Annotated in this window: 11 protein-coding genes and 1 riboswitch; of the genes, 4 read left to right on the top strand and 7 right to left on the bottom strand. The window is 45.1% G+C overall.

Annotation, left to right across the window (positions count from 1 at the left end):
* Positions 1 to 133 precede the first annotated feature (133 nt).
* A complete protein-coding gene (locus FM038_RS19565) occupies positions 134 to 1036 on the bottom strand; it encodes a LysR family transcriptional regulator (RefSeq protein WP_142871591.1) in 903 nt (300 codons plus the stop codon).
* 179 nt (positions 1037 to 1215) lie between these two features.
* On the opposite strand from FM038_RS19565, the gene FM038_RS19560 reads away from it, so the two are divergent.
* Both FM038_RS19560 and FM038_RS19555 read left to right on the top strand, forming a co-directional pair.
* Complete coding sequence (locus tag FM038_RS19560) at positions 1216 to 2490, top strand: multidrug effflux MFS transporter (RefSeq protein ID WP_142871592.1); 1275 nt, start codon at positions 1216 to 1218, stop codon at positions 2488 to 2490.
* Between the two features lie 117 nt (positions 2491 to 2607).
* Positions 2608 to 3144, top strand: coding sequence for an NADPH-dependent FMN reductase (locus FM038_RS19555; protein ID WP_142871593.1), 537 nt, complete (start codon positions 2608 to 2610; stop codon positions 3142 to 3144).
* 37 nt (positions 3145 to 3181) lie between these two features.
* Here the strand turns inward: FM038_RS19555 and FM038_RS19550 are convergent, their stop codons facing one another.
* From FM038_RS19550 to azu, 4 genes are all read right to left on the bottom strand, one after another.
* On the bottom strand, positions 3182 to 3556 hold the full coding sequence (locus FM038_RS19550; protein WP_142871594.1) for a cupin domain-containing protein: 375 nt from the start codon (positions 3554 to 3556) through the stop codon (positions 3182 to 3184).
* A gap of 134 nt (positions 3557 to 3690) precedes the next feature.
* Positions 3691 to 5268, bottom strand: a complete 1578-nt coding sequence (gene lsrK, locus FM038_RS19545) for an autoinducer-2 kinase (RefSeq protein WP_223292912.1) — start codon at positions 5266 to 5268, stop codon at positions 3691 to 3693.
* Between the two features lie 270 nt (positions 5269 to 5538).
* The gene (locus FM038_RS19540) at positions 5539 to 7305 is read right to left on the bottom strand and encodes a bifunctional aldolase/short-chain dehydrogenase (protein ID WP_142871595.1); all 1767 of its coding nucleotides are present in this window, start codon (positions 7303 to 7305) and stop codon (positions 5539 to 5541) included.
* Between the two features lie 279 nt (positions 7306 to 7584).
* Entirely contained in the window at positions 7585 to 8064 is a 480-nt protein-coding gene (gene azu, locus FM038_RS19535) for an azurin (RefSeq protein WP_142871596.1), read from the bottom strand.
* A gap of 242 nt (positions 8065 to 8306) precedes the next feature.
* On the opposite strand from azu, the gene FM038_RS19530 reads away from it, so the two are divergent.
* Both FM038_RS19530 and FM038_RS19525 read left to right on the top strand, forming a co-directional pair.
* Entirely contained in the window at positions 8307 to 8900 is a 594-nt protein-coding gene (locus FM038_RS19530; RefSeq protein ID WP_142871597.1) for a DUF2059 domain-containing protein, read from the top strand.
* Positions 8875 to 9210, top strand: coding sequence for a DUF805 domain-containing protein (locus tag FM038_RS19525; RefSeq protein WP_223293103.1), 336 nt, complete (start codon positions 8875 to 8877; stop codon positions 9208 to 9210). The genes FM038_RS19530 and FM038_RS19525 overlap by 26 nt, the downstream gene beginning before the upstream one ends.
* Positions 9211 to 9431: 221 nt before the next feature.
* On the opposite strand, the gene FM038_RS19520 is transcribed toward FM038_RS19525, so the two are convergent.
* Together FM038_RS19520 and FM038_RS19515 are read right to left on the bottom strand one after the other, a co-directional pair.
* Complete coding sequence (locus FM038_RS19520; protein ID WP_142871599.1) at positions 9432 to 10730, bottom strand: M56 family metallopeptidase; 1299 nt, start codon at positions 10728 to 10730, stop codon at positions 9432 to 9434.
* On the bottom strand, positions 10727 to 11164 hold the full coding sequence (locus tag FM038_RS19515) for a BlaI/MecI/CopY family transcriptional regulator (RefSeq protein WP_142871600.1): 438 nt from the start codon (positions 11162 to 11164) through the stop codon (positions 10727 to 10729). The genes FM038_RS19520 and FM038_RS19515 overlap by 4 nt, the downstream gene beginning before the upstream one ends.
* A gap of 467 nt (positions 11165 to 11631) precedes the next feature.
* Positions 11632 to 11863: riboswitch (cobalamin riboswitch) on the top strand.
* Positions 11864 to 11886 lie beyond the last annotated feature (23 nt).

Here is an 11886-nt window from a genome sequence, read left to right as displayed (position 1 = left end):
AAGGGAAGGTGCAACCTAATGAAAATTTAACAAATTAAATGAAAACAGCTCAATATTCTAACATGTGTTTAAAGATATTTTGCTAAGAACTTTTAGGTCACTTGTATAGCGGCTTAGCTGTATTAAACAGGCTTTATCTGCTGGAAAGGTAATCAACAGTTAAATCGATAAAAGCCCGTACTTTAGGGGATAGATGTTTGCGACTCGGGTAGACCACAAATACATCAATTTCTGGAGCGGGTAGATCTTCAAATAGGATCTCAAGCTTGCCTGACTTTATTTCTTCTTCCATATAGAACATAGGTAATCGGCAGATCCCCAGATCATCTAAAACCAGTGCCAGCTCCATTTCGGCGCTGTTACAGACCAGTTTTTGCCTGACATCGACGGAGTAAGACTTGCCTTCTTTATCATTAAACTGCCACTTATTCGGTGATTTATGATTGCTGTAACAGAAGCAATTATGACGGCTTAATTCTTGTGGATGGTGGGGGCGGCCATGCTTAGATAGGTAACCAGGGCTGGCAACAATATAGCCTTTACAGCTAAACACCTTGCGGCAGATAAGACTGGATTCTTCGAGCTGCAGCGAAGCGCGTATGGCCAGATCGTAACCTTCTGCAACCACATCAACCTTGCGGTCATTGAGGTCGAGCTCTAAAGATACGTTAGGATAGAGACGCATATATTCAGCTAGAATGGGCTGTAAATAGTTATTACCAAAACCAACGGGCGTGCTGAGTCTCAGGGTGCCTTTAGGTGCAACCTCATGTTGGGTCAGCATATTGACCGCTTGCTCAGCATCGGCGACTAGCTGCTGGCACTCTTGATAGTAAGCTTTGCCCTCAGGTGTCAGACCGATGGAGCGGGTGGTACGATTTAGTAAGCGCACGCCAAGCCTCTCTTCAAGCTTGTTTACTTCCTTACTGATATAAGATGTGGAATGCCCCATCAGCTCAGCCGCGGCTGAGAAACCGCCAGTTTTCACCACTTGGGTGAACACCATGACACCATCAAAAAGCTTATTCATAGTCATATGGAAATAGTCTTTATCAATTAGGGTTATTAATCTTGAATAACTATCAATATACACTTATCACTATTGAATGTAACAAGCTTTGCCATTAAGGCTTGTGACCAACCATTGTGATTCGTGTCTGAGGCTGGATTTGGAACCTTCGAGTTCTGCAAAGCAAAAGGGCATAAGGAGATGCTATGCAGCACAACATAAAACTCTACATTCTAGTCACCGCCCTATTATTTGGACTGTCTCCATTAGCCATTGATATGTATCTGCCAGCGCTGCCTACAATGGCGAGCTCATTATCTGTGTCTATTAATGATATGGAGATGTCAGTGGCGGTATTTTTGCTCGCTTTTGCTTTGGCCCAGCCTGTGTTTGGTTTGTTGGCTGACCGATTCAACAAGCTGAATCTATTACTGTCAGGCTTAGTTATTTTTACTCTTTCAAGTTTGGCTGTTCCTCTTGTTGAGAGCAGTGAAGGCCTCTACCTTGCTCGTATATTCCAAGCTATTGGTGGTGCAAGTTCTGTGGTGTGTTTTGCTATGATCCAGCAAAAGTTCGATATTCAAAAAGGCTCACAAATCATCACTTATGTGATGGCTACAGTGGTTATCGCGCCGTTAGTCGCACCTATGATAGGTGGTCAAATACTTAAGCATGGTAGCTGGGAGGAGATCTTTTACGTGCTCGCTGGTGTCGGTGTCTTTGCTTTTGTGTTGAGCTTATTTACCCACAGTGAAAAGCTTGAAAGTGTAAATAGTTCAGAAGTGACTAAGAGTGACAAGGTTAAAAATGATAAGCGAGAACAAGTGACTAGCAGTTCATCACTCGCCGACTTTATCGCTATATTCAAACAGCCATTGCCGATTGCTTTTATCTTCCTCGGTGGCTTTGGTTTTGCGGCGTTGTTTTCCTTTGTTGCAGGCTCTGCTTTTGTCTATATCGACTTTTTTAAGGTCAGTCCAGAAAACTACAGTTATCTGTTAGGGTTAAATGCGCTGGCGATGATATCTGGCAGCCTGCTAAGCGCTAAGGTATTAGCCAAGATAGCCCCAAATAAGAAAGCCATTATCGCCGGTTTGTTACTCGGGCCACTCAGCTTCTTGTTCTTCGTACTCGCACAGATGCAGGCACCGTTAACGGCTATCGTGATTGCAGTGTTTATTTTCAATATCTTGCTAGGAATGATTTCGGCTAATGCTATTTCAGCTGCTATGTCATTTTATCCGACTCAAGGCGGTGCTATTTCGGGCGTATTTGGCTTATGTCAGTTCGCGTTAGGTGCAGCTTTTAGTGGTGCGATCAGCTTGTCCCATGCACAGTCCCCTGCAGTATTACTGTCTTTTATGGGGCTAGCGTGTGCCAGTGCAGCCATGTGTAGCACCTATTTATATACTCGCTCTTGTAGCGAAAATTCAGAATTATCGACCGAAAGCAATGCTATAGAGCCTTGCAGATCACTATAGCCCTAAGCGGCTCTAAAAATCAGCCTTGAGCAGCTTGTGAAGAAAGTCAGCCTCGAGCGGCTTGTGAATAAAACCAGCCCTAAGCGGCTCCTAAAATCAGTGAAAGAGAGAATTATTATGAAACTATTAGCCTTTGCAGCAAGTAACAGCAGTAAATCTATCAATAAGCAGCTAGCGACTTATGCAGCTTCACTGGTTGAAGGTGCCGATGTCGAGATACTCGATATCAATGACTATGAGATGCCTATCTTTAGCCAAGATAGAGAAGAGGAGTTAGGTCAACATGAGCTGGCACAGAAGTTCTTTGCCAAACTGGGTCAGGCTGATGGCATCATCATCTCATTTGCCGAGCATAACGGCTCATACACGGCAGCTTACAAGAACCTGTTCGATTGGACATCACGCATCGACATGAAGGTATTTCAGAATAAGCCTATGGTACTGCTAGCGACTTCGCCTGGACCTGGCGGAGCGAAAACCGTATTAGCTGCAGCCGCAGGTTCAGCTCCCTATTTTGCTGCCGATGTGAAAGCCAGCCTGTCTATCCCAAGCTTCTTCGATAACTTCGATATGGAAAAGGGCGAGCTTAAAAACGATGAGCTAAAGCAAGCGCTTACCGAGGCTGTATTTAAGCTACATCAAGAAGTTGTTTAGGTTTATAGAACCTAGAACCTAGGTCCTAGGACCTCTTTCACTCCTCTTTTAAGAAGGGCTGGCCCGGCTGCCAATCAATATAGACACTGTCTTTGATTTCGCAATGGGCCGCTTTAACAAATACCGCCTTAAAGTTGCTGTCACTTTCGTTGCTAAACTGGTGAGACTCTCCGGGCTCACAGCGTAGATAGTCGCCCTCTTTTATCAGAACTGGCTCGCCATCAACATAAACTGTACATTCCCCCTCAAGCACCAGAAATGACTCCTCCTGAGTGACATGTTTATGACAGGGATGCGCCTCGCCGGGAGTTATCACCACAATGCCAAAATCAACTCTTGGGCCATTGGTGAGGTATTTAGGACCATAGTCGCCGAAGCGATAGTCATGTTCAGATTCATTGGTTAAGTACATAGCGGTTCCTGTTTACTAGTTTTTAGAACCTAGGAACGAGTTCCTAGGAGCATCCAGCTCTCATGTAGGAGCTGCTTTAGCTGCGATGCTTTGTTTGTTTCATCTCTCCCGGCTAAAGCCGGTCCTACAATTTTTTAAAGTCCCGGTGCTTGCCACATTGAGTGGGTGAGTCCCTTATCGACCAGCTTGAGTTGCTGTTCGTATACAAGTATCCAGCGCTCTTTTAGTGCTTGATAATGCTGGTAGTTGTCCATGTTCGGTAGATATTCTTTTTCCCAGCAGACAATCGAATCGGCGGCGGATTTAATACTGGCGTAGACGCCTATTCCTACCCCTGCGGCCATGGCGCAGCCCAAAGAGGTCGCCTCTTTGACTTGAGGGATTTTGACTTTTCTGCCGGTGACATCGGCGAGGATCTGTGGCCATAGAAAACCTTTACTCGCACCGCCAGCAAAGACGATAGGCTGATCTGCTTTGTTTGCATGGGGTTGACTGAATGCCTGAATATTTTCAAGGTTAATCGCCGAGACAATACAGGCATTTTCCTGCAGGCTACGAAACAGGCAAGCCGGGTTGCTCTTGTCGGCATCCAGTGACAGATTGATAAACGAAGGCGCGGCGTGATACCAATGGTCATAATGCATGGCATCGGAAAAAATTGGCAAAATGTCATAGCTGCCCACAGGGACTTGTTGCGCTAGCTTCTCCATATAGGCATAGGGATCGATTCCAGATTCGATAGCGAGTTGCTTCTCTAGATGACAGAAGGCGTCGACAAACCAGCGCATCACTAAGCCGCTGAAAAAGGTGATCCCTTCGGCCTGAGATAGCCCTGTTATCACATGAGGATTGACTCGGATCGACATATCTTTTGGTGGTGGCATTTGGGCATCGATATTAACCACTTGCTGCCAAAAACTGCCACCTAAGACTGCGATGTCACCTAGGTTAACGACCCCGAGCCCTGCTGCACCAAGCTGTACATCTCCGCCGCCCATCACCACAGCAGTGCCAGCACTTAGGCCAGATTCTCTAGCCGCTTGCTCTGTCACTTCGCCTATCTTGGTGCCTGTTTCAACCACGGGTGGAAATATTGCAGGGTTAAGGCCGACTTCTTCGGCCATCTCTGGTACCCAGTTACGTGATGCGAGGGAGAATATACCTGTAGTGCCAGCATTGGAGGGATCGGTGGCAATGACGCCGCTCAGTTTGGCTAATACCCAGTCGCTGAGCATGGCAACGCAGTTCGCTCTGTCATAGAGTTCTGGATGATGCTCCTTGAGCCATAACAAGCGGGGTAGTGCACCCAGAGCAAAGGTTTGTCCCGATTGCTGATAATCTCGATATTCGATATCAGGCGAAGATTCTTTCAATGCCATGACCTGTTTCGATGCGCGAGCATCGACATTGGCTACCGCCCAGATCTCCGTGCCATGTTGATCAAATACCACTATGCCTTCACGCATACTAGTCGCTGATACGGCGATGATCTGCTCGGGGGATATTTGCGCCTTATGGATGGCTTGTTTGATACAGCGACATAGCAGTGGCCAGTCACTGTCGTAATCGAAACCCATGGAGTTGTCGACGCCCGCTTCGGCGAGATGTTGCCACTCCTCTTGGCCGACGGAGATTTGTTTTCCCTGCAAATCAAACAACACAGCACGGCCGCTGCCCGTCCCCGCATCTATGGCTAACAGATAGTTTTCCATCATCATTTCCTTATGCTTATTCCCAGGTTCGAGGATTTATGTAGGAGCTGATTTAGCTGCGAATCCTTGTCTGTTGCATCTTTCCCGGCTTAAGCCGGTCCTACAATTAGCCCTAGCTCATCCTCGCAACTTCTCAGCCTTATTCTTCCTCGCTACTCGAGCCTTTCTTTGCTCTGTCTTATCCTCGACACTTCTTTGTTTTAATCTTTTCCTCGTAACTCGTAACTCGTAACTGTCTTGGCTCTGTCTTGAACTCGTTACTTCTCAGCCCTAAACCGTTACCCCTTCTTCGTGAGGTACATATTCGCTCGACAGCATCATAGTTATCGCGCTGAGCAAGTTAAAAATGCCAGTTTGCGGATACTCACCATTGGTTTTTCGCACTAATAATTTTGTGCCATCCGCTGAGACTAATATCTGACTCGATGAGCAGTTGAGGTGTAGCACCTTGATGCTGTCATGATTCATGACGGGGAGTGCGCCATGGTTAACGCACAATACTGTGGGATTGATACCATGAGCTAAAAAGGGTTCACAGGCTCTGAGTAACATAAGGTTAGATGGGTCATCCCCAAGGCAGCAGACGATATCTAATCCGCCATAATCGATAATGGCGGTTTCGGCAGCTTCCTGACATTTATCTAAATTATCAAATTCTAAATGTTCACCGAGCTCGACCACATTAGCGCCTAATGCTTCCATGTGAGAGACCACGGCCTGACCCACAGGTGTGGCGGCGCAGGTGACCATGGCAATTTTTCCTTGTAAAGGCTTATGGCTAACGCTTGCAGCTTTCTTCAACTTGGCCTGCTCAAGTTCCCAGTATTCGACGGCAAAGATATCAGCTGGGCTCAGCGCTTGATAACCCCCAAGGGCCTCGGCAGTTAATATCGCATCGAAGGTGTGGCTGGTGATATCTTCGATGATCAAGGCTTGGTCGACGGTCTTGCCGAAAGAGATGGCGGCTTTACCTTGCCAGATAGCAAAGTTGGGTGCGTAGTTGAGCATGGTCTGGCCACTCTGATAGCGGTCAAAATATTCGATATACTCTCGGGCATAATGGCCAAGCTCTGTATCGAAATCATCATTTAAAATGGCGGGAATACGCTTAGTACGAATGACATGATCAGGTGTCAGTGGCCCACGGCTAGCGATACTGTGAAGCATAGGGTGTGAGGCGATATGACATGAACCCTTGCTGCTATTGAGTAGTGCAACTTGAGCTGAGCCTTTTTGTGCCGAAACTAACTTGCGAATTTGGGCGAGTTCAATCAGATCGATATTGATCTCATCATCGCAGTACTCGAGGGGTTTTTCATCGGCCTCTTCCCGTGCTTCAGCGGTAATGCACAGACTCGCTTCGATAAACGCTTCGGCCTCAGTAACTAGCTTAATGGTGTTCTCATAAGCCGTTTTAGCATCGTCACTAAAGGTAAACAGTCCATGGTTCATTAATACCAGCCCCTCAATCGTGGCCCAGTCGATGTCTTGGGTCATCTCATAGATCTGTTTAGCCAGTGCAAAGCCGGGCATCACATAGGGGATGACTAAGACTCGTTTGCCAAACAGCTGCAGTATATTCGCTGCACCCTGTGAGCCTGAACTTGAGCCAGTATTGGTTAGTGTCACTATGGCATCTGCATGGGTATGGTCGACAAAAGCGAAAGGGATAATAGCGTGCAGAATGGCTTCTACTGAGGGATTAGGTGCGTTTGGGTCAATCATGGCTGCACGTTGATACTTAACCATATCGCTGTCGTTTAACTCTGGCAACTTGGCCATACTCAGTAACACGTCCATCTTAACGGGCGCAAAACCAGCCGCTTCTATGGTCTCTAAATCCCAGCCGCTGCCTTTTACAAAAAGTATCTCTTCAGCCTCACCAAACAGGTTGTTAACTTGGGTTTTTACCGAGGTATTGCCACCACCGTGCAGCACTAATGCTGGTTCTTGGCCGAGCAGACGTGAGCTATACACACGTAACTCAAGCGGGGTAGTGAATTGATTGGCGGTGTGCTCATGCCACAAGCTTTGCATAGAAATTCCTTTTATTTTTAGGGAAGTTTCCAGGAGCGATTATCTAGGGATTAGACCTAGACGCTAGGTAACTAACTTAAAACTTAGCACTTATAGTTTAATATTTCCCTAAGTTTTTAACTCTCCGAAAACAGATTGTAGGACCGGCTTTAACAGGGATAGATGTAAGCTTTATTAGATATGGGATTTGTGATGAAAGGCGGCAGGGGTGATAAGAATAAATCAGCGACGAGCTCCTAGAATCAATAATCTAGATCCTAGGAACTATAATCTAGGACCTTATTTGATAATAAAACTGCCCTGCATGATTGCCCAATGGCCAGGGAATGAGCAGAAGAATTTGTAAGTTTCTGTAGCGCTCATGGCTTCTGTGCTGAAGGTAATGGAGCTTGAACTGCCACCGCCGACGACATCTGTGTGAGCAATAACACGTGTGTCGCCGTCCTTAACATAGTTTTTATCAGCGCCTGCTGCCATGCCGTCATTAGCCACTGGCTGCATATCGGCTGCTGTTGTCAGTACCCAGTTATGACCCATAGCGGCTTTTGGTAGCTGCCCGGCATGAGTTAGCGTCAGAGTAACCTCTTTACAGCTAGCCGGAACGCTGAGCTCTTTAGTGTCGAACTGCATCGCGTCGTTAGCGCTGATGGTGAGTTCACATTCATTGGCATGAGCCTGTGAGGTAAAGCCAAATAGGCTGGTGAAACCGAGTAAAGCCACTGCGCTAATCGTCTTGAGACGACTGATTGAGATTTTCATTTTTTGAAATCCTTTTTTGATTATTAAGTGTGCTACCCCGAATAGGCAGAAACACTGTGCTATCTTAATGAGTTTAAATCTTAATAAGAACCGTTACCATTAAGTTGTCAGTGCTAAATGTATTTAACTATTACACATTTGAATATTTTCACTGTGGTTATTTACAATGATATTAGTGACTTGAATCTAAGTTTGTGAGAAGGTCCAATGGATGATAATTTACAATTGCATGGAGGCTATATATGAAGCAACTTACCCTAGGCTTACCGTTTACCACTTTTATAAAGCTGCAAAACCCTTTGAAACCACTGCGATACTTCCTTTCGTTACTGCTTATTGCGAGTGCTCTGTTGGTTAACTTCACTGTGTCTGCGGATGAAGATTCACGACGTTATGATGTTGAGCAACTGCTTATCGAGATGAAAACGGAGTCGATGATCGACACTATGTACGATCAGGTAACTCAGATGATGTTAGGAATGAAACAGCAGCTGAAGGTTAAGGAGTCTGAGCAGGAGATGTTTGAGACATTCATGCTTAAGAGCACAGAGATCATGCGTCAAGAGCTAGGATGGGCTCAGTTGAAGCAGCCGATGATAGATCTCTATGCTAAGCATTATTCGGAGAAAGAGCTTGCCGATATGATAGCGTTTTACCGCAGTGAGTCTGGCCGCTCTATGGTTGAGAAGATGCCGCTTGTAATGCAGGAGTCTATGATAATGACCCAAGCTTTGGCTCAACCTATGATGATAAAGATGCAGTCGCTTTCTGTTGAATTTAATCAAGAGTTACAAGCTTACAGAGAAGCCAATACCAGCGAAGAGGTTGCTGATTGACTTTACAGGCAGAGCTCGTCGTAAAGAATTTTGGATGTATACCCTGTTTTATTTGATTTTTTATATGCTAGCTGCAGTTATCGATGTCGCCCTAGGCACTATGATATTTTCAACGGTATTTGCATTAGGCTTATTGATCCCAACAATCGCTATCTCGGCTCGCCGTCTACATGACACTGGTCGCTCTGGCTGGTGGCAGTTAATAGGCTTAATCCCACTTATTGGTGCAATCGTTCTGCTTATCTTTTACGTGCAAGATAGCATTGGTGAGAACCAATACGGTTCAAATCCTAAGGCTGTAACCGCTTAATCGATTACAGTGCGTGAGGGAGGATGAGGTGTTTATCCTTCCTGTTCTTTATTGTTTAACTTACCACTTCCATTTCTCATCGGCTTTCTACAGATGTGGAAAAAGAGCTCCGCGGCCCCTTTTCAAAAAACTCACTCATCAACCTATGTAACATGGCTCTAAGTCAGTTGATTTATTGCTGTTAACTATAGCGATTAACTATTAGCTATAAGTAATAGCGATTACTTATTGGCTGTGACCTTGATTCGCTCAACATTGGCTGCAGGCTCATCGATAACAAAATCGAGCTGAACCTTAGCACCCTTAGCCCCTTTCTTAGACTCTTTATACACCCACTGCTTTAGGGCTTTGACTGCTGATTTATCGAATACACCTTTGGGTGATGACTTAATCACTTTGACGTTAGAGACCATGCCTTTCTTGCTGATATCGAACTTGAGCTTAACGTAACCATTTTGTTTAGCTTCTACTGCTGCTTTTGGGTATTTAGGCTCGACGCGAGTCAGTGGATGAACATTTTGCTTATGACTTTTAGCGGACTCTTTAGATGACTCTTTTGAAGAACTAGTTGATGACTCTTTCGATGAGCTTTGATGATCACCCGCCTGCACTTGTTGGTTAAGCATTAAGCTGGCAAAACTTAACCCCAATGTCATTGCAATAATGGCGACGGTACTCTTTCCATGATATTTTTTCATTTGCATGATCCTTTCCTTTAAGATGTTTTTATTTCCATAGTGGGTATGCAACATGCCCATTTGAGCGTGCTGAGAGTAAGCCAGTAGCGCATGACTATAGGCAATTTTGTCATCGGTATTCATCGATGAAGTAATTTGAGCATCACAGGCGAGTTCTTGATCATCTCGAAAACGTTTGTAGGCCAGCCAGCACAAGGGATTAAACCAGAACATGGCAAGCAAGCTATAGGCCAGTAGGTTGGTGATGATATCTCCGCGTTCGTGATGGTATTGCTCATGTTCGAGTACGGCTTGCTGTTGTTTGACCGTGAGCTTATGGAAATCAGCTGGGACTATGATCATTGGCTTAATTACGCCCGTTAGCATGGGGGAGGTGATTTCTGGACTCTGTAAGATAGGTAAAGTGTCGGCTAGCATAAGCCCGTTATTTTTGAGTTCGCCGCTCTGGTTTTGAGTATAAGGTTTGCTCTTGCGCAGCAACTTATCCAAGTAACGTCGCTGCAGTAGCAAGAGCGCAGCCATGACGCAAATGCCTGATAGCCATAAAGCGGCGACTAAGGGGGTTGGGATAAATGTTTCACTGTCTTTTACGGCGAGGGATGTCAGCACTCTATAATGCTCAAATGTCGCAATCTTAGATTCGGCCAATAAGTTTGGTACAAATCGCAGTACCACAGATCCTAGTAGCATTAATGGAATCGCTAGCCATAAGCTATACATGTGATGAGCACCCAGCTGTTTAAGCAGGGGTTTATGAAAAACCAGTATAAAGGCGCTGACTAAGCTTATTAGTATGCTCTGTTCCATGAGCCAATTAATCATGACTTTGTCTCCTCAGTATGTGAGTCAGTGTTTGCATCATTCTGGTTAGTGTCTTTGTGCTTGGTGTCATCTTCTTGCCAGTTATCGATCAGCGTTTTCAATTCAGCAACATCTTCTGCGCTGAGTTTATTCTCCTTGGCAAAGCCTGCTACTAGCGGCGCTACACGGCCTGAAAACATTCGTTCAACGAAAGACTGGCTCTCTTTAATTTGGTATTCGCCTTGATTGATCAGCGGTGAATAGAGATAGCCTCGGCCCCTTTTTTGAAACCCGATCGCCTGTTTTTTTACTAAACGGTTTAATAGGGTTTTGACCGTTTTTTCATGCCATTCGTTAGAATCTGCCAGTTTATCCACCACTTCACTGGAGCTTATTGGCGATGACTCCCATAGGATATTGAGCACGGCAAGCTCTGAATTACTGATCTCTTTCATTGGCTGATCCTATTGTCAAAGTGTGGGTTCTAGCGTTAGTTATCGAATGTATAAAATGGATTACAAGTGTAATCGATAAGTTTAAGATTACACTTGTAATCTAATTTAGCAAGTCGTTTTGTAGATAAAATGTATTAAAGGTTGTGAGTTTGTTTTGAGGCGATAGGGCTTAAGTTTCTTTCTATTATGAATCATGGGCTTGTACGGGTTTTAACCGAAACGATTCATTCAACCTTGGTTGAATTCGATGTCTGGGTGAATAGAGTTAGATATTCAGGTAAGCAGAATGTCATTCAAAAGTTAGACATTTATACGTATAGACGTCTATAATGCGGCGGATCGTCGCTCGGTGCTAACAGGGTACTGAATAAAGAGTACAAACTGAGTGCGTTCTTGGAACTAAATATAAAACTATTTTAGTCAATCTTTTGTGGTGCCTAAACCTGTGTTGATTGCTAGTTGCTTACTAAGCGCTAGACATTCTAGGTAAGGGATAATCGGGAAGTCTGTGAGAATCAGGCACTGCCCCCGCAACGGTAAAAGGTAAGAGTTGGGCGCGCCTATCTAACTTTCTAGTGATATAGAAAGGCAGAAGGGAGCGTTAAAAAATCCTAAACTCGCGCAGTGTTCATAATTAGAATTTTTGATTAGACATTGCAGAACCTAAGTCCGGAGACCGGCCCATTAGATGATTTTGAGATTTCGGCGGGCAGATCTCGAGA

This window comes from Shewanella eurypsychrophilus (assembly GCF_007004545.3).
Lineage (GTDB): Bacteria > Pseudomonadota > Gammaproteobacteria > Enterobacterales > Shewanellaceae > Shewanella > Shewanella eurypsychrophilus.
This window is presented reverse-complemented; position numbering and strand designations above follow the sequence as displayed.

Bases quoted from the DNA above. Each gene is read 5' to 3' on its own strand.
- FM038_RS19530 (WP_142871597.1), top strand. From the start codon at position 8,307: ATGAAGCAACTTACCCTAGGCTTACCGTTTACCACTTTTATAAAGCTG.
- FM038_RS19540 (WP_142871595.1), bottom strand. From the start codon at position 7,305: ATGCAAAGCTTGTGGCATGAGCACACCGCCAATCAATTCACTACCCCG.
- FM038_RS19560 (WP_142871592.1), top strand. From the start codon at position 1,216: ATGCAGCACAACATAAAACTCTACATTCTAGTCACCGCCCTATTATTT.
- FM038_RS19550 (WP_142871594.1), bottom strand. From the start codon at position 3,556: ATGTACTTAACCAATGAATCTGAACATGACTATCGCTTCGGCGACTAT.
- lsrK (WP_223292912.1), bottom strand. From the start codon at position 5,268: ATGGAAAACTATCTGTTAGCCATAGATGCGGGGACGGGCAGCGGCCGT.
- FM038_RS19520 (WP_142871599.1), bottom strand. From the start codon at position 10,730: ATGATTAATTGGCTCATGGAACAGAGCATACTAATAAGCTTAGTCAGC.
- FM038_RS19555 (WP_142871593.1), top strand. From the start codon at position 2,608: ATGAAACTATTAGCCTTTGCAGCAAGTAACAGCAGTAAATCTATCAAT.
- azu (WP_142871596.1), bottom strand. From the start codon at position 8,064: ATGAAAATCTCAATCAGTCGTCTCAAGACGATTAGCGCAGTGGCTTTA.
- FM038_RS19565 (WP_142871591.1), bottom strand. From the start codon at position 1,036: ATGACTATGAATAAGCTTTTTGATGGTGTCATGGTGTTCACCCAAGTG.
- FM038_RS19515 (WP_142871600.1), bottom strand. From the start codon at position 11,164: ATGAAAGAGATCAGTAATTCAGAGCTTGCCGTGCTCAATATCCTATGG.